Raw genomic sequence first — 16,979 nt, 5'->3', positions numbered from 1 at the left:
GTTTTCCCTTTGGTTATCACACTCTTTTGGCATAAAACTGATGATAAATCACAGCGACCACATCTTTAGTATTCTTTGGTCTGAAGAAGATCAGCAATTTGTTGGCCTATGCTCTGATTTCCCCAGTCTTGCCTGGCTTGCGAATGACAGCGCTGAGGCTCTTGCTGGCATACAAGCACTTGCACGTGAAACGCTCGCAGATATTAACGAGCATGCTTAACGTCATTTGCTCCGCCAAAACCCCAACACCGGGTGATACCCCCACCGCTGATTTCTAGCCGAGGCCGTGACCGTGCCGAAGGTACGAGCAGCACGATCCAGGGAGATATCCAGGTCTTCAGCCAAGACAGCCAGTGCGGTTAAATAGTCGCTGGCGCCCCAGGGTTGAATTCGTTCACCCTGCTCTTTTGTCAGGTCTACCCGCACCAGCAGGCTCTCTTCTACCGGCACATAGAGCTTTTCACCCCGCCTTGCGCCATCGTCTACGCGGTGCAGTGTCCAGGTTTCGCCGCCCTCATCGGGCAGCAGCGCTAGGGTTATTTCAGGTTCGAGCTGCTGGCGAAATGGATCACGCTGAATCAATACCCCGGTTAAATGCAGTTGCGGCATCACATGCCAGCTATAGGCACCCAATGGCGGCGGCTTGGGTGCTTTACCAATTCTTATCTCTTTTTTAGTTAACGGCTCGGCGGGCTGTTCAATCATTAACTGGTGCAGCCGCTCATGCTCCAAATCGACGAGGCTTTCACTGGCGCGTAGCGTTCCCCGCGCCAGCACGCGGGGTCGCGCGTCGATGACCTTGTACTCATCTTCCGTTAACAACTCATTAAGTGAGTGGCTACTCAGCCGCCAATTGGCGTCTGTTTCAAAGCCAGGTTTATGGAATGCTGGTTTTCCAGGCTGCTCAAAATGTTTGAGATTAGTATCGAGCAGTAAAATATTAGGCGAGTCACATGCCTGTTCGCGGTGGCGGCGCACCCGGCCTGCGAGCTGGATGATTGAGCGCATGGAAGAAGGCTCGACTATCGCCCAATCGTAATCGTGGTCGCGGCCCACTTCAGTGACCGGCGAGCCGAGCACGATAAACAGGTGGTCTTGTTCGTCGCTGCTATCCAGCAGGCGGCGGATATCCGGCTGCTGGAAAATACGTTCGGGCACGGCCCGTTGCAGCGTTTTATCCAACCGGCGCTCGATCTCCGAACGCATCACCAGTGGGTGGCGGGAGTGGTAAACGCAGAGGTGAATGCGCACACCTTCTGGCGCCCCCTGCTGAAACAGCGCCCTGGCGACATCCACCAAGGGATCGATATTGGCCATTCGAACCAAGCCAAAACTCACGCGTTTGCTGGTGTGGGGGTCAACGGAATGATGCTGCTGGTGCAGCGCCAACGCGTGCTCGCGTAACAGCGCTGCAACTGCGGGCCTTATTTCTTCCGGCCGTTTGCCCAACGCTGGCAACGCTAAAATATCGCCACGGCGGCGCACCGGGCTAGTCGATAGGCGTTCTAACCGACGCTTGGCAAAAGCATGATGTGCGGTCTTGAAGGTCTCGCTACTGGCGCAGTTTTCATGCTGACGGTCGTGCTCGTCGAACCAGGCGCAGCAGATATCCACCGCCAACCCCGGCTCGCCTCGGTGGCGCTGAAAAGCTTCGCGGCCGCTTCGGTAGGCTTCATACAACCCTTCGACCAATGCGGGTGGCAAAGTGGCCGATGACAGCAGCACCCTCGATCCCAGCAGCCCCGCCCAATTTACCAATCGAGTAAGCGCAGGCAGGTCGTTGATATCAAAATCGTCGATCTCATCCAGCACTAAGTCGCTGCTCATTAGGCGCAGCATGGGCACGATTTGACGCCCGCCCCGGGTGCTCTCCGTGGCAGGCACAAGATGGTCTACGGTACATACCAAAATGGGGGCGGCGATCAGCGCGCGGGTGCCCGGCTCATCGCTCAAACGGCGCAGTACCGGGTGGCTATCAAAATTGCCGTCAAACACCACGTGGGCATCTTCTTCAATCAGTGCCTGTTTGGATGCTGAGCCGCTGGCTTCGACTTCTTGCTCGTAGTGCTCAAACAAGGCTTTATTGGCGCTGCCACCCACGCGCACGGCGAGTTCGTCTTCGCCCAGATGCAGACGGTCACGTAATGCTTGGCCAGTTTGCAGAGTGAGGGTGCGCAGCCCCAGTGCAATGCTAAAGCGCGCGCCCTGCTGTGGGTCGGCCAGCGCGTACATAATGCGGCCATTCGCTAAGGTTTTGCCGCAGCCAGTGGACGCCATATTGATGCCAAAAAAGCCCTGGCGCTGGCTACACTCCCTAAGTGATTGGGCCAGATCAAAGGCTTTATCCTGCCAGCGAAACCGTGGGTGGCTGCTGCGTTTTCGGAAGCCTTTATGGCGCGCTAGACGGGGTAAGTGACTGTCTACACTGGGCAGCGCACGGGCGACCGCGGCGGCATGTTTTTCAACCCCCAGAATATGCTCATCCAACGGCTGATTGGGCTTACCGGTTTTGCGCACGGTATTGGCAATTAGCGGGTAGTTGGGCTCGCCGCGAACGCGATGCTGAAGGTCTTCAAGGCTGGAGTAGTGGTGGTCGGCCAGCATTAAGCTAAGCCGGGCTAAGTGCATAACGTAGCGGCTTTCCAACAAGTGCCCGCCATTTTGCAGTCGCGCCTGTAACCGCGTGGCAAGCTTTTTGGCACGATCACGCCAACGTGGGGTGCTAACGGGCAATCCGGCCTTGAACCGCCAATAAGGCGCGATGCGTTTCGGGTCTTGCGTCTCAGGAATCTCGTTCCACTCGGCATGAATGGAAGCAAACAATCCTCCCAGTTGTTCCGCCTGAAGTGGTGCGTTTCCTCTGCCCCAGCGCCTTTCATTTTCGCCATCTTTCTCCGGCGGTTTTAAAGGTAGCCGGTGGTGGCTAAGCACTAGCCAACCCAGCGCGGCAGCCAGCGGGGGTAAGCGACTAAAAACCGCTGAGGTGGTGGCATCTATCCCGTCGCGCTCTAATCCTTCCAACCAGTCCTGCTCTTGGTAGTCACCTTCGACCAGACGCGCCAGCCAGGTAGCGTCGTCGTCACTTCCCACAAATGCTTGGAAAAGGCGAAGCGATATCCATTCATGGCGGTACAAGTTGCGGCCTTCCAGTTTGCCTTGAAGCCGCTGCTGAAAGGCGTCGCAAGCTTTGCCCAGGTCGTGCAGTAGCGCTGCCAGGGCGGTGAGCAGAAGAATGTCTTCACCGCTGTGCCAGTCATTTTCATCCCGGCTGCGCAGGATATCGCGGGCGGTGGTATTGGTCGGCACCGCACCATTGAGATTGAACTGGGCGGCATCCCCCACCACCCACATCAACTCACTATGATCGTGGCCACGAATCCAATGGCAGGCAACGGCGGTGTTCTTACGAGCGGTTTTGCGTAGCAGCTTACGCAGCGTCTCCAGCCCTGCCTGGGTGATCGGTGTTTGCCAGGTACGGTCGCCGCGGCGTTCGGCAAACTGATCAAGAACGCGCCGGGTTTGTTTGAGAGCATTTTTATTGCACTGGGAAATTAGCAGCACATTCATGCGTCGCCACTCCCTAACTCCTGGGCGACTTCCTTGAGCGTATCGATCATAAAGTCGAGAGACTCGGTGCGGGTTAAGCGCTCGATACAGGCTTGGCGAAACTCCTGCTCCTCATCACCGCGCATGGCGGAAATAAACGCCTGCGGCAGAATCACCGCGTCTTTCACTAAGTCCGCCACATCAAAAACTAGGCCGCCTCGGCGGGTTTTGCCGTGGAGTACCGCCAGGCCGTGAGGGATGCCCAACACCCAGGTGGCCGTCGCCGCGAGGCCATAGGCAAGATAGTTGCCGTGATCGAGAAAGCGGTTGGCAGGGTCGGTGCCGGTACCGCGTTTGGCTCGGGTGAACTCGCCATAGTCGACAGCGTTTACCGCTAGCTTAAACAACGTCTTGGTTAAACGCGCCTCCAGGGTCAGCAGGTCGATAGTGCTGGGAGCTTTGTTGATTGCTTCACGGTGGTGGCCCAGTGATCTATGCAGGTGCTCGGTGGCAATACTAAAGCCTGCGTCTTTCATCACGCGGCTTGTCCACAGCGCTTCGATACGGGCGAGTCGCGCCTGCTGAAACGCCCGGGCAGCATCCAGGCGTTTTACATCATCAAACCAGAAGCGTACCCAGTACTGAAGGTACTCAGTGGGCCGGTACTCGCTTTGCGGCGTTAACCAAGCGACATCCACGTCAACTTCATTGGCAGCAAATAGTGGCGTACCGCCGCCACCACAAAACCCGACGAGTACACCTGCTTTGGCCAGCTCGCGCATCGCCGCCTGGGTAATCGAGGTGCCGGTGCCAAGCAGTATCGAGGTGGTGTTGGCGATGGGGATATTCCAGTAGCGGGATTTGCTACCCTCATCGGTGACATATTCCACCCGACCTCCATTCACCAACACCCGGCAGTGCTGCAGGTAATAGAGGTTAGCGCGCTTGGAGTGAAGAATGGTTTTTAGGTCATTGGGCGACAAGTCATCCATGCGGCGCTCCTGATTCTCGTTTCATTCATCTAATCATTCTTTATAACGAAACACCATTGACCTTCGTCATGCATCGCTAACTCCAAATCCAGCCTCGCCTCATTTGATGGCATCGCGGCATGATTAGCGTTGCCCTGTGCCGCTGAGCGCGTAAAATAAATGGCAAATTTTTGGCTTTGCCATCGTTATGTTATAACCTATTCGATTATTTACGAGGTCGGCTTTAATGAGTGAGCATTCGCATCGCCACAACAGGGAAGGCCCTTGTCATTTTTCGCTGATGTCGCTGTCGGCGGTACGGCGGTTGCTGTCGGTAACGGTACCGCTGCTGGTGCTTTGGTTGATGGTGCTGTGGGCCAACGGGTGGACATCATGAGTCAGCGCTCACTATCACGCCTGCAACTACACAACCTGCATTTGGCTCAGGGGCACCGCACGGTGCTTGAGCATGTGGAAGGCGACTTTCAGCCTGGCGCGATTACTGCCTTGATTGGGGCTAATGGCTCGGGCAAAAGCACGCTGATTCAAGCCATCATGGGGGAGCTACGCCCGATCAGCGGCAAGGTGGTGTGCACCGTGCCGAAAGAACGCCGGGCCTGGCTGCCCCAGCAGCTGGCGTTGGATCTGACCTTTCCGATGAGCGTGGAAGAGCTGGTCATGACCGGCAGCTGGCCGAGCCATGGGGCGCTGAAAGGCTACTGTGCGTCGCATTACCGCAAGGGCCGCGAGATCATGGCGCGGCTGGGCATTTCTCATCTGGCGCACCGCCCGCTGGGCGAGCTTTCCGGCGGCCAGCGCCAGCGCGCCTTGATTGGCCGTACCCTGATGCAGGAAGCCGAGCTGTTACTACTCGACGAGCCGTTTGCCAACGTGGATAGCGAGACGGTGGATATCCTGATCCGCATTTTGCGCCAGATGGCCGATGACGGGGCCACCCTGATTCTGGTGCTGCACGATATGGACCACCTGCGCCGCCTGGCCGACGAGGTATTGATGCTCAATGGCGGTCACGGTCGCTGGGTATCGCCCGGCGCCCTGACGCACCAACACGCCCCGGCAGAAGTGGTGCCGTTCACCGTGGGAGGTCGACATGCTGGCTCTGCTTGATGCCTGGATTATCGCGCCTTTCGATTACGGCTTTATGCGCCGCGCGGTGGTCGGCGGTCTGGCGCTGTCACTGGCGGCACCTACGCTGGGGGTGTTCCTGGTACTACGTGGCATGAGCCTGATTGGCGATGCCATGGCCCACGCGATTCTGCCGGGGGTGGCGCTGGGCTTTCTGCTGGCCGGGTTTTCGCTGCCGGTGATGAGCATCGGCGGCGTGCTGTTTGGTGTCATGGTGGCATTGCTTGCCGGGGCCGTGTCCAAAATGGGCGGCCAGCGCGAAGACGCTGCCATGGCCAGCTTTTTCATTATTTCGCTGGCGGCGGGCGTTATGCTGATTTCGATCGGCGGTAGCAGTGTCGACCTCACCCACGTGCTGTTCGGCTCCATTCTGGCGATCAACTCCACCGCACTGCTACTGATCGCCGGGATGAGCACGCTGATCGTGCTGACTCTGGCGGTGATTTTCCGCGCCCTGGTAGTGGAATGCCTGGACCCGCTGTTCCTGCGCGGCCAGAGCCGCCGAAGCGGCTGGGTACACAGCGTGTTTCTGGGCCTGCTGGTGCTCAACCTGACCGCCGGGTTTCAGACCCTGGGGACACTGATGGCAGTAGGCTTGATGATGCTGCCCGCCACCTCGGCACGGTTTTGGAGCAAGCGCCTGGAGGGGTTGATCGGCATTGCCGTGTCGCTTGCCATGATTTCCAGTACCGGCGGGCTACTGCTGTCGTTCCATCTCGATATTCCGTCCGGGCCGAGCATCATTCTGCTGGCCGGCATTGGCTATCTGCTCTCTGCCCTTTTCGGTCGCTATCACAGCTTGGCAGCCCGCTGGCGGCGCAAAACCGCGCCCCTCTCGGCCGAGCCAAGCGCTTGATCATCGGGCCTTGCCCGTTCACCTTTACAAGGAGCCTTTATGTCGCCGTTACCTTTCTCCCGCTGGCTGGTTGGCGTGTCTGCGCTGCTGGCGCTACCCGCCGCCATGGCGTCTGAACGCGTGCAAGTGGTCACCAGCTTTTCGATTCTTGCCGACATGGTCGAGCAGGTCGGCGGCGAGCACGTGGACGTGACCTCGCTGGTCGGCCCAGACGGTGATGCGCACATGTATAGCCCGAGCCCGGGTGACGCGCGAGCGCTGGCCGATGCGGACCTGGTGGTGTTCAACGGGCTACTGTTTGAAGGCTGGATGGAGCGCTTGATCGACGCCAGCGATTACACCGGCGCGTTGGTCACCGCGACCCAAGGCATCAAGCCACTGGCCCAGGCAGGTCAAGATGATCACGACGAGCATGAGCACGATGAGCATGGCCACGACGAACATGGTCATGATGCTCAGGACCACGATGGCCCCGGCGAGAACGCCGAACACGCCCATGGCGATGACGACCCCCACGCCTGGCAGGATCTGGCCCGTGCGGAAACCTACGTCGAGAACATCCGCGATGGATTGATCGAAGCCGATGGCGACAATCGCGAGGCTTATCAGGCCAATGCCGAGCGCTATCTGACCGATATCCGAACGGCTGATGAAGAAATCCGCGCGCTGATCGAAGAAATTCCTGATTCTACCAGCGTGATTACCGGCCACGATTCGTTTGGCTACTTTGCCAATGCCTACGGCGTGCGTTTCCTGTCACCGGTAGGGCTGTCCACGGAAGCCGACCCGAGCGGCGCCAGCATGGCCGAGCTCATCGATGTTATTGAAGAAGAGAACGTCGAGGCGCTGTTCCACGAAAACATGACCAATCAGTCGGTACTTGATCAGTTAGCGGAAGAAACCGGTCTGAGCGTGGCTGGCACACTATACGCCGATGCGCTGAGCAGCGAGGGCGAAGCAAGTACTTACTTAGGCATGATGCGTCACAATGCCAAAACGCTCCACGATGCGTTAGCCAAACCCGGTCATGAAGAGACTGACCACGAAGATCACGGTCATTCTCACGACCACAGCGAGCATAGCCACTAATCGAGCCGGACCTAAAAGCGCTGCTCAGGCCTTGGCTGCCTTGAGCAGCCATGCTCGGAAACACGTCATGGCGTGGGTTTCGGTGCGTGTCTGCAGGCGCGTCAGCCAGTAGCCGCCCAAACTGACGGCGGTGTTAAACGGCTGTACCAGTGCGCCACTGCTCAGTTGACGGGGGAACATCAAGGGTGGCGCCAACGCCATTCCCGCCCCTTGCAAGGCCGCTTCCACCATGGCGATGGATGAGTCGAAAACGATGCTTTTCGACATCGGATAGCTGCTGGGCAACCCCGCCGCCAATAGCCACTCGGTCCACTCATCAGCGCGATAGGAACGTAGCCATGTCTCGCCCAGCACATCGGCTGGCGTGTTGAGCCGGGCAGCAATCTCTGGAATGCACATTACCGATAGCGACGCTGGCATCAAGGGCTGCGCGGCGGTACCGTGCCAAGCCCCGCTACCAAAGCGGATCGCAAAGTCGAGGCCCTCGGCGGCCAGCTCGGCGCGATTGTTATGAGTGGAAAGGCGCAGGTCGATAAACGGGTACTGCTGCTGAAAATCATCCAGACGTGGCAATAGCCAGCCGACGGCAAAGGTCCCCACTACGCCCACATGTATCACTTCCCGGTAACCGCTCTCGCCTATCCGGTCCAGGGTATGCCCCATCTGGTCAAAGGCACTGTTCAGCACCGGCAACAAGCGCTCGCCTTCTTGCGTCAACATCAGCCCTCGGGGCAGACGTTTAAATAGCGGTACCTTCAAATGACTTTCAAGCAGCTTGACCTGGTGGCTAACGGCCGCCTGGGTAACACAGAGCTCATCCGCTGCCTGGGTAAAACTCAAATGCCGCGCCGACGCCTCAAAGGCACGCAACGCGTTTAGCGGCAGATAAGAACGCGCCATCCAGACCCCCTAATTTTTCTAATGGCTTAGGCAAAATATCGCTGTTTGTCGTACTCACCCGCTCACCCTATATTAGCGACTTTCACGCTCGCACCGCCGGGCGATTGCGCCCGGCCAACTGACACTCACCTTGTTTCACCACTGCAACAGGAGCCATGTATGTGCAGGATGTTAGCAGCAAAAACCGGCCTTATCATGACAGGTTCTCTTCTGATTGGCAGCACTGCCTGGGCATTGGAAGACGCTGATAACGCAAACATCGAGGCGCTGGTCAACGACACGATCGCTCCGCTCATGGCCGAGTATCGTATTCCCGGGATGTCCGTTGCGCTGAGCATCAACGGCCAGCCGTATTACTTTAATTATGGCGTTGCCGACCTGGAAGCAGAAACGCCGGTCACCGAAGAGACGCTGTTCGAGCTTGGGTCCATCAGCAAGGTGTTCACCGCTACGCTTGCGGCTTATGCGGCATCCAATGGCGACCTGTCGCTTACTGATTCGGCCAGCCAGCACTTGCCGGCCCTTGAAGGCAGCGCTTTCGATGAGATCACCCTGCTGGAACTGGGTACCTACACGGCAGGTGAGCTGCCTCTCCAGTTTCCGGAAGCGGTGCAAGATGAAGCGGCGATGGTGGACTATTATCGCCAGTGGCAGCCTGAATCACCGCCCGGTAGCCACCGGCTCTACTCCAACCCGAGTATGGGCCTGTTCGGTTATCTTGCCGCGCAACGCCTTGGCAAGCGGTTCGAGACGCTGATGCAGGAAGACCTGCTCACACCGTTGGGCCTTGAGAACAGCTATTACCAGGTACCTGACCCGCAACAGCCGCATTACGCCTACGGTTACTCTCAAGACGACGAGCCGATCAGGGTGAACCCGGGCATGCTGGATGCCCAGGCCTACGGTTTGAAATCGACCGCGGCAGACGTACTGGCGTTTGTAGAAGCGAATATGGACGGTGCCGGGCTTGATGGATCACTCAGCCAGGCCATGGCGACTACGCGCGCCGGTTACTTTGAAGTCGGCAACATGACCCAGGGGCTGGGCTGGGAAAGCTACCCCTACCCGGTCCCCCTTGATAAGCTTGTCCAGGGCAACTCGCTTGAGATGATACTCGACGCCAACCCCGTCAGCCGCTTAAGCCCACCACAGCCCCCCAGGCAGCAGGCGCTCTACAACAAGACGGGCTCCACCAATGGCTTTGGCGGCTATGTGGTCTTTGTGCCCAGCGAGCAGATCGGTATCGTGATGCTGGCAAACCGTAATTACCCCAATCAGGCGCGCATCAAGGTGGCTCATCAACTCCTTACCGCGTTGACCGACGGGCACTGAGTACAGGAACAGTGTCAGCGAAAGTTGCATTTTTCGCTGTCGATAAGGAGACTAGCACCACTTCCTTTGCCTGCAAGAGTCAGCCCCATGCGTTTAAACGCCGACTTTACCCGCTTTGCCTGTGTGACACCGGAAGATTACCGCTGGGTGGCCTCGCCCAGTGCTGGCGTCGAACGGATGATGCTTGACCGTATTGGCGACGAAGTCGCGCGCGCCACCAGCCTCGTGCGATACGCGCCGAATAGCCAGTTTGACCCGCATATCCACGGTGGTGGCGAAGAGATTTTAGTGCTGGAGGGTGTGTTTGCCGACGAGTATGGTCGCTATGCCGCCGGTAGCTACTTGAGAAACCCCATCGGTACCGCCCACACGCCGCAAATTGGCGATGAGGGCGCGTTGATACTGGTCAAGCTGCACCAGTTCGACCAGAACGATGAGCTACAGCTTGCCGTCCCCGCCCACCGCCTGCCCTGGCAGCCGGACCGTCGCCCCGGCATCAGCTACAAGATGCTGCACACCTTCAAACAGGAGCGGGTCAGCCTGGAACACTGGGAGGCTGGCCAGGCCATTGAGTATCCGGTGCTGACCGGCGGGCTGGAGTTTTTCGTGCTGGAGGGCGCCTTGAGCGACGGCGACCGGGAATACACCGCTGGTAGCTGGTGCCGCTACCCCAGCGGCATGGCGCTGACCCTCACTGCCGGGAAAAATGGCGTGCAGATGTACCTCAAGCGCGGCCACCTACCGCCGGTGCAGGACGATTCAGCCTAGGGCCAGAAAGGGCAGCAGCGTTAACGCCACCAGCAATACGATGGCCACGCCCACCAGCGTGATTTGCACGGGGTGGGCACTAAAACGCTGCCATAAGGTGGGCGCATCACCCCGTGCGAGGGCTTCGTTGTGTTCTTGCCTGGCCCGCGCCTGGCGCTCGGCCTGATACTCGGCCAGTAGCGCGTTGGCATCCTCAAGTTGACTTAGGTCACGCAGCCAGATGGCATCCACGCCCAACCGGAAGAAACCAGCCTGTGTCTCGTAAGTATCCAGGCCATGGGCATCGAGCAACTGGCGGACTTCCATGGCCTCTTCGTCGGTCACATGGCACAGGCGAAACAGCAAATGCGCCATGCTAATCGCCCTTGCCGGCCATCAGATCCGCTTGAATCACTTCAATCCAGTAGCCATCGGGGTCTTTGACGAAAATCACGTCTTGCATCTTGCCCTGATCGGCACGCTTGACAAAGGTGACGTCGTGCTCGTCGAACCACGCCTGGGCCGCCGCCAGATCGGGCACGCTAAAGCAGATATGACCAAACCCCTGGGGCTCGGCGTTGCCATCGTGGTAGGCAAAGCCGTCCTGGTTTTCTGTGCCCCAGTTGTGGGTCAGCTCTAAAAGCCCCTTTTGACTAAACGTCCAGGCGGTTCTTGCCTGCGTCTCTTCAGGGACCTGATCACCGTCTTCCAGATTGGCCAGAAAGTAGAGTGAAAATTGCATTTCTTCAAAATCAAGTCGACGCATCACTTGCATACCAAACACCTGTGAATAAAACGCCAGCGCACGCTCGGGGTCCTTGACCCGCAACATGGTGTGGTTCAAACGGAATCCCTGGGTTTGCTTGGGCGTCGGGGCAACCCCTGGATGCTGCTCACCTTGAAATGACATGCACTATCTCCTTTGACGTTTCGGTTACTTTGTACAAGGCTGTAGAGTCCTGGCTGGCAGTCTTCAGCAACTGTCTGTACCAACTATCTGTTACCAACAGCCTTTACCAACCATCGTGACTCGCCCTCATGGCGCACCAGAATGATCGTTGTCTGTCATTTCATCATGAGGGCAGTCTGACAAAATACCAGTCCTTGCGCTAAGGAGGCCTTATGGCCCGCGATCTCAATGTCCTGGGTGAACCGCTCACCCCGTGCTGCCATGACCCCAAAACCGGCTTTTACCGCGATGGATTCTGTCGCGTGGGGGCGGATGATATGGGCGTCCACTCTGTGTGCGCCATGCTGACGGAGGAGTTTCTGGCCTTTTCACTGGCACAAGGTAACGACCTGGTAACGCCGCGGCCTGAATTTGGCTTTCCTGGCCTGCGGCCCGGTGACCGTTGGTGCCTGTGCGCATCACGCTGGCTGGAAGCCGCCGAGGTGGGCTTGGCGCCCCCTGTCGTCTTATCCGCCACTAACCAGAAAACCCTCGACATCATCGGCCTCGAAACCTTGCGCCAACACGCCCTGGATGCCGTGCATTGATAGGGTTGCGTCTTGGATATTCTGTGCAAACATCCTACACTTCCATTATAAATTTTATACACCCCATCAGTTGATCCCCACCGGAAGGGTATCCAACAGGAGTAGGTCATGACCTCGATCGATATGACCCTTGGCGATCACATCACCTTGAAGCAGCTTTCCCAGGCGCTCCGCAACGGCTTCTCGCCGATTGTGGAAGTTGAATCAATGGATGGCATCTATAAGGTGCGCTTTCACCATGCCAACGGGGTTTCTGATTTATCCAATGCCCAAGGGCACGTCAGCACCTTCCTGGGCACTGGCGAAATCCGCGATACTCTGGGTGAATTGGGCTTGACCCATGGCGTGCTTACCTTTGCCGATCAGTGTGGCGACGAAATGATCGGTGTTGAGGGGAAAGCCATGACGCCCGATGAAATGCTCACCTACGGAACACGCATCTCGTTTCGTTAAACGAGCCTATCCAACGCTTTACAGACCCACCTAAGGCACGGATAGTATGATCACGACAGGGGCGCTCGTCACTGAACGGGCTGAGAAGCACCCTTATAACCTGAACCGGCTAATACCGGCGTAGGGAGTCGTGGTGCCCTGTCACCACCTCCCTGCCGGGAGGATTTCATGACCACATTTGGCGACAGCTTGATGACGCTGCGCGATACCACCCCGCTTATTCACTGCATCACCAATTATGTCGCGATGAACAGCACCGCCAATCTGCTGCTGGCCACCGGGGCGTCACCTGCCATGCTGCATGCCACCCAGGAAGTCGCTGAGTTCGCCGCGCTTGCCGATGCACTGTCGGTCAACATCGGGACGCTTTCATCACCCTGGGCGGAGGCCATGCTGCTTGCCGCGCGCACGGCTCGCGAGAACAGCACGCCCTGGGTACTGGATCCCGTCGCCGTCGGTGCGACCCGTTATCGCCAGACGGTCTGCGCCGACCTGTTGGCCCTTAAGCCCAGCGTCATCCGTGGCAACGCCTCTGAAATACTGTCGCTCAATGGGCTGGCCCACCAGGGCAGGGGGGTTGATGCCACCGCGTCTACCGACGATGCCATAACGGCCGCCATGGCACTTGCCGAGCGGCAACAGTGTATTGTGGCCATGACCGGTGAGCGGGACAGGGTCACCGACGGACGAGTCTGCTACTCGATCAATGGCGGCCACCCTTTGATGCCCCGCGTCACGACCTTGGGCTGTGGGCTTAGCGCCCTGGTCGCCGCGTTTGTCGCCACCAATCCGGACGCGCCGCTGAATGCCAGCAGTGCCGCCGTGGCGTGCTTTGCGGCAGCCGGGGAGCGTGCTGGCAAGGCTGCCAGGGGGCCCGGCAGCTTTTACGTTGCCTTGTTGGACGCGCTTTACCAACTGACACCTGATGAGCTTAACCGCTTTGCCCAGCGGGAGGTCAGCGATGCCCTTTGATCTGTCGCTCTATCTGGTCACCGACGCGACCCTTTGCCAGCACCATGGTCTTGAGCATACCGTCAGCGAGGCGGTCCGCGGCGGCGTCAGCATGGTGCAACTGCGCGACAAACAGGCAAGCGATGCACAGATGATCGACCAGGCACGACGTTTGAAAGCCCTGCTGGCAGGCACTGGGGTGGCGTTGATCATCAACGACCGCCTTGAGGTGGCACTTGCCAGTCAGGCCGATGGGCTGCATGTGGGTCAGAGCGATGCGACGGTTCGCCAGGCCCGGGCTGCGATGGGGCCAAAGGCCATATTGGGGCTCTCGATCAACACCGTTGAGCAACTGCATGACGCGCCCATTGATCAGCTTGACTACGTCGGCATCGGGCCGATCTTTGCCACCCCCAGCAAAGCGGATCACGCCCAACCGATTGGCTTTGGCGGTCTCGCCTCCTTGATCAAGGATTGCCCGATACCCAGCGTGGCCATCGGCGGGCTGAATGCCAGCCACGTGAGCGCAATACGGAGGGCAGGCGCTGACGGGCTAGCGGTCATCTCGGCGATTTGCGGGCAGCCCGACCCTGAGGCAGCGGCTCGCGCCTTCCGGCGTTAAGAGTCGGTACTAGGCCGTTGGGCGCCGCTTTAACGTCGTTCGACGGTCGTGATAGGCAATCGCCAGGCCGCTCGCCATGATCAAGGCACTGCCCACCCATACCCAGAGGTCCGGCAGTTCGCCCCAGAACCACCAACCGAGCAGCACTGCCCAGAGCATGGCGGTGTAATCAAACGGGGCGGCTATCGCCGCGGGAGCGAAGCGAAATGCCAGGGTAATAAACGCCGTCGCACCTACCCCCAGAACGCCAGACGCCAAAAAGCCCAGCCAGTGCCAGGGCAGCGGCGTCTGCCAAACCCAAGGCAAGGTCAGCCCCGTCACCACCAAGGGCACAGAGGTCATGTAGAAAAGCATCGCCCAAAGGTGCTCACGGCCCCCGTAGCGGCGTGCGGTAATCATCATCAGGGCATAGAACAGCGCCGCTCCCACCAACACCACGGCGCCCAGTTGAAAGGCATCACTGTTAGGGCGAACAATAATCAGCACTCCGACAAACCCCACCAGTGAGGCAATAAGCACCGGAGGTTCAATACGTTCTCCCAGCAACGGCACCGACAGCACGGTGACAAACAGCGGCGCGACAAAGGCTATCGCCGTGGCTTCAGCCAGCGGTAATAGCGTCAAACCCCATACGAAACAGACCATGGTAGCGGTATAGATCAAGCCGCGTAGCAGGTGCACCCCCGGTCGCCGGGTCCGTAACTTGCGCAAGCCGCCAGCAAAGTGGGCAAGCAGGGCAATCAGCGGTAGCGAGATCAGCGCCCTAAAGAAGATGATCTGCAGTGGTGAGTGCACCTCGCCTAGCCACTTGGAGACGGCGTCCCCCAGTGCCAGGAACAGCACCCCCGTACACATGCAAAGTATGCCTTTCAGCGACGTCGTCACCGCCGTCTCCTTTTATTCCCTAGCTCGAATTGATGACCTGAAAAGTAAAAACCCCGCCAAAGAGCCTTTGGCAGGGTTTTGGGCTCTTTTCAATGCTACAGGCTGGCGTTAACGACCATACAGTCCATTCCCCGCGAGCGCAGCTGTTCGCATGCCTGATGTGCCTGTTGTTCTTCCAGCGCCATCAGCCGGGCACGAAATATCGGGTTCTGACCTACGGAGGTGTCGTCTATCGCCACTTGACCATCGAGGTCACGTGGCAAGTACGCGGCAGCTTCACGTGCATAGCGCTGGGCTTGATCTTCCTGACTGAAAGCGCCTACTTGAATACCCCAGCCACCTGCGGCACGAGATGCCATAGCACGCTCGCGGTCGATAAAGGCCTGCAAGGGATCCGTTTGTGGTTCTGGAGCTTGTGCTGCCACGCCCGGCGGTTCAAATGGCGCCGTTTCAGGCGAGTAAGACGCGACGACGGGTGAAGATTCGACCGGTGCGGGTGTTGGCGTCGGCGACGGCGCGGGCGTATGAGAAGGAGCTGGGGAAAAGGCCATGTATTCTTCAGAAAATTCAAGGTCGGCCAACCAGTTCGACTTATCTAGGAGGGCTGCCCGGGCAAAGCCCCGATCCAGCAGATTTGCCATGTGCTTATCCCGGGACTGAGCGGTAAATCCGCCCATCACAATAGCCATCAAGCGCCGGTCACCGCGCTTGGCCGTGGTAATCACGTTGAAGCCTGAAGCACGTATAAAACCGGTTTTCAAGCCATCGGCCCCGGGGTAGTCACGTACCAGTCGGTTGTGACTGGTGTGCCGAGTGCCGCGGTAAGTGAACGCCTGAAGACCAAAATAGTGATAGTACTCGGGGAAATCCCGCATTACACGTACCGCAAGGGTGACCATGTCGCGCGCCGTGGTGACCTGCCGATCATCGGGAAGCCCCGAGGCATTGCGGAAGGTGGTATGGCGCATTCCCAGTTCGCGGGCTTTTTCCGTCATCAACTGGGCAAAGCGACGTTCGCTACCCCCCAACGCCTCTGCCATGACGACCGCTACGTCATTGGCCGAGCGGACAGCGAGCGCACGAATTGCTTCATCGACCAGAATCGAGCTGCCGGGGGAAAGCCATAACTTTGTTGCAGGCATGGACGCCGCCTGGGACGACACCGGCAGCGGTTGGTCCAGCTGCAATCGCCCTTCTTCTAGCGCTTCAAAGGCCAGATAGAGGGTCATGACCTTGGTCAGCGAGGCAGGGTAACGGCGAGCATCCGCATTTTCCGAATACAGTACTTCACCTTGATCAAGGTCGACGACCATCCCCGCATAGCGTGGGTTAGCCGCTTGCAGGGGTAGAGCCATGACAATGAACAATACCCCTATCAACAACGATACTGCTCTGATGGATACGGCTCGCCGACATTGTCTCGCTATCATACGTCCCCCTGACATTTTGTTTTATAACAGCGCCGTGATAGTGGCCTTAACTTCAGGCTAATGCATTGAGTATATACGTTGAACTGGCTAATCGGCACCATAAAAAAACCGACCCACAAGGGGTCGGTTTTGGCGTTGACGAGGTGTAGCAAAAGGGAATTACTCTTCTGCAACGGCCTCTTCAACCACCGGACGATCGACAAGCTCAACGAATGCCATGGGCGCATTGTCGCCGGTACGATAACCGCACTTGAGAATACGGACATAACCGCCCGGACGCTCGGCGTAACGCGGACCCAACTCGTTGAACAGTTTGCCGACGGCTTCTTTGGAGCGCGTGCGGGCAAATGCCAAACGGCGGTTGGCAACGCTATCCTGCTTAGACAAGGTGATCAGCGGCTCAATGACGCGACGCAGCTCCTTGGCTTTGGGCAGGGTTGTCTTGATAACTTCATGTTCGACCAGCGAGACAGACATGTTCTTGAACATGGCCTGCCGATGCGAGCTGGTACGATTCAGATGACGACCACTCTTACGATGACGCATGGTTGTAA

18 protein-coding genes and 1 riboswitch are annotated in these 16,979 nt (G+C 58.4%); of the genes, 10 read left to right on the top strand and 8 right to left on the bottom strand.

Features of this window, described 5'->3' with window-relative positions:
* Positions 1-222: 222 nt before the first annotated feature.
* A complete protein-coding gene (gene cas3f / locus R3F64_RS09270) occupies positions 223-3,567 on the bottom strand; it encodes a type I-F CRISPR-associated helicase Cas3f (protein WP_085917639.1) in 3,345 nt (1,114 codons plus the stop codon).
* On the bottom strand, positions 3,564-4,538 hold the full coding sequence (cas1f, locus tag R3F64_RS09265; RefSeq protein WP_332611041.1) for a type I-F CRISPR-associated endonuclease Cas1f: 975 nt from the start codon (positions 4,536-4,538) through the stop codon (positions 3,564-3,566). Before cas1f ends, cas3f begins: the two co-directional genes overlap by 4 nt.
* Before the next feature lie 226 nt (positions 4,539-4,764).
* On the opposite strand from cas1f, the gene R3F64_RS09260 reads away from it, so the two are divergent.
* Genes R3F64_RS09260 through R3F64_RS09245 form a run of 4 tightly spaced genes read left to right on the top strand, consistent with a single transcriptional unit; the run spans position 4,765 to position 7,608 of the window.
* Positions 4,765-4,914: a hypothetical protein gene (locus tag R3F64_RS09260; protein ID WP_199284450.1), complete on the top strand. Its 150-nt coding sequence runs from the start codon at positions 4,765-4,767 to the stop codon at positions 4,912-4,914.
* A complete protein-coding gene (locus R3F64_RS09255; RefSeq protein ID WP_085917637.1) occupies positions 4,911-5,645 on the top strand; it encodes a metal ABC transporter ATP-binding protein in 735 nt (244 codons plus the stop codon). The genes R3F64_RS09260 and R3F64_RS09255 overlap by 4 nt, the downstream gene beginning before the upstream one ends.
* Positions 5,629-6,519, top strand: coding sequence for a metal ABC transporter permease (locus R3F64_RS09250; RefSeq protein ID WP_085917636.1), 891 nt, complete (start codon positions 5,629-5,631; stop codon positions 6,517-6,519). The genes R3F64_RS09255 and R3F64_RS09250 overlap by 17 nt, the downstream gene beginning before the upstream one ends.
* A 39-nt stretch (positions 6,520-6,558) precedes the next feature.
* Positions 6,559-7,608: a metal ABC transporter solute-binding protein, Zn/Mn family gene (locus tag R3F64_RS09245; protein WP_332611038.1), complete on the top strand. Its 1,050-nt coding sequence runs from the start codon at positions 6,559-6,561 to the stop codon at positions 7,606-7,608.
* Positions 7,609-7,632: 24 nt separating this feature from the next.
* Here the strand turns inward: R3F64_RS09245 and R3F64_RS09240 are convergent, their stop codons facing one another.
* Positions 7,633-8,508 (bottom strand): LysR family transcriptional regulator, encoded by an 876-nt coding sequence (locus R3F64_RS09240; protein ID WP_332611037.1) that lies wholly within the window; start codon positions 8,506-8,508, stop codon positions 7,633-7,635.
* A 168-nt stretch (positions 8,509-8,676) separates the two neighbouring features.
* Here R3F64_RS09240 and ampC point away from each other — a divergent pair, with 168 nt between their 5' ends.
* Both ampC and R3F64_RS09230 read left to right on the top strand, forming a co-directional pair.
* Positions 8,677-9,840, top strand: coding sequence for a class C beta-lactamase (gene ampC / locus R3F64_RS09235; protein WP_442908823.1), 1,164 nt, complete (start codon positions 8,677-8,679; stop codon positions 9,838-9,840).
* An 87-nt stretch (positions 9,841-9,927) separates the two neighbouring features.
* A complete protein-coding gene (locus R3F64_RS09230) occupies positions 9,928-10,608 on the top strand; it encodes a cupin domain-containing protein (protein WP_332611034.1) in 681 nt (226 codons plus the stop codon).
* Here R3F64_RS09230 and R3F64_RS09225 read toward each other — a convergent pair.
* On the bottom strand, positions 10,600-10,962 hold the full coding sequence (locus R3F64_RS09225; RefSeq protein ID WP_332611032.1) for a DUF6164 family protein: 363 nt from the start codon (positions 10,960-10,962) through the stop codon (positions 10,600-10,602). The genes R3F64_RS09230 and R3F64_RS09225 overlap by 9 nt on opposite strands.
* 1 nt (position 10,963) lies before the next feature.
* Complete coding sequence (gene gloA, locus R3F64_RS09220) at positions 10,964-11,497, bottom strand: lactoylglutathione lyase (protein WP_264825321.1); 534 nt, start codon at positions 11,495-11,497, stop codon at positions 10,964-10,966.
* Positions 11,498-11,709: 212 nt separating this feature from the next.
* Between gloA and R3F64_RS09215 the strand changes: the two genes are divergently transcribed.
* The 4 genes from R3F64_RS09215 (at position 11,710) to thiE (ending at position 14,110) form a co-directional block, all read left to right on the top strand.
* Positions 11,710-12,084 carry a DUF2237 family protein gene (locus R3F64_RS09215; RefSeq protein ID WP_085917629.1) on the top strand — a complete coding sequence of 125 codons (375 nt, stop codon included), beginning with the start codon at positions 11,710-11,712 and terminating at the stop codon, positions 12,082-12,084.
* 108 nt (positions 12,085-12,192) lie between these two features.
* Entirely contained in the window at positions 12,193-12,537 is a 345-nt protein-coding gene (locus tag R3F64_RS09210) for a hypothetical protein (RefSeq protein ID WP_085917628.1), read from the top strand.
* Positions 12,538-12,584: 47 nt separating this feature from the next.
* Positions 12,585-12,681: riboswitch (TPP riboswitch) on the top strand.
* Between the two features lie 24 nt (positions 12,682-12,705).
* Positions 12,706-13,509 (top strand): hydroxyethylthiazole kinase, encoded by an 804-nt coding sequence (gene thiM, locus R3F64_RS09205; protein WP_332611028.1) that lies wholly within the window; start codon positions 12,706-12,708, stop codon positions 13,507-13,509.
* Positions 13,499-14,110, top strand: a complete 612-nt coding sequence (thiE, locus tag R3F64_RS09200) for a thiamine phosphate synthase (RefSeq protein ID WP_085917626.1) — start codon at positions 13,499-13,501, stop codon at positions 14,108-14,110. The genes thiM and thiE overlap by 11 nt, the downstream gene beginning before the upstream one ends.
* Before the next feature lie 9 nt (positions 14,111-14,119).
* On the opposite strand, the gene R3F64_RS09195 is transcribed toward thiE, so the two are convergent.
* From R3F64_RS09195 to rplQ, 3 genes are all read right to left on the bottom strand, one after another.
* Complete coding sequence (locus R3F64_RS09195) at positions 14,120-14,995, bottom strand: DMT family transporter (protein ID WP_254902841.1); 876 nt, start codon at positions 14,993-14,995, stop codon at positions 14,120-14,122.
* Positions 14,996-15,090: 95 nt separating this feature from the next.
* On the bottom strand, positions 15,091-16,350 hold the full coding sequence (locus R3F64_RS09190; RefSeq protein ID WP_254902840.1) for a D-alanyl-D-alanine carboxypeptidase: 1,260 nt from the start codon (positions 16,348-16,350) through the stop codon (positions 15,091-15,093).
* A 234-nt stretch (positions 16,351-16,584) separates the two neighbouring features.
* The gene (rplQ, locus tag R3F64_RS09185) at positions 16,585-16,971 is read right to left on the bottom strand and encodes a 50S ribosomal protein L17 (RefSeq protein WP_074397824.1); all 387 of its coding nucleotides are present in this window, start codon (positions 16,969-16,971) and stop codon (positions 16,585-16,587) included.
* Positions 16,972-16,979 lie beyond the last annotated feature (8 nt).

Source organism: Halomonas sp. 5021 (genome assembly GCF_036663435.1).
In the GTDB taxonomy this organism is placed as follows: Bacteria; Pseudomonadota; Gammaproteobacteria; order Pseudomonadales; family Halomonadaceae; genus Vreelandella; species Vreelandella janggokensis.
The sequence above is the reverse complement of the archived record's forward strand: the minus strand, read 5'-3'. Positions and strand labels throughout refer to the sequence as shown.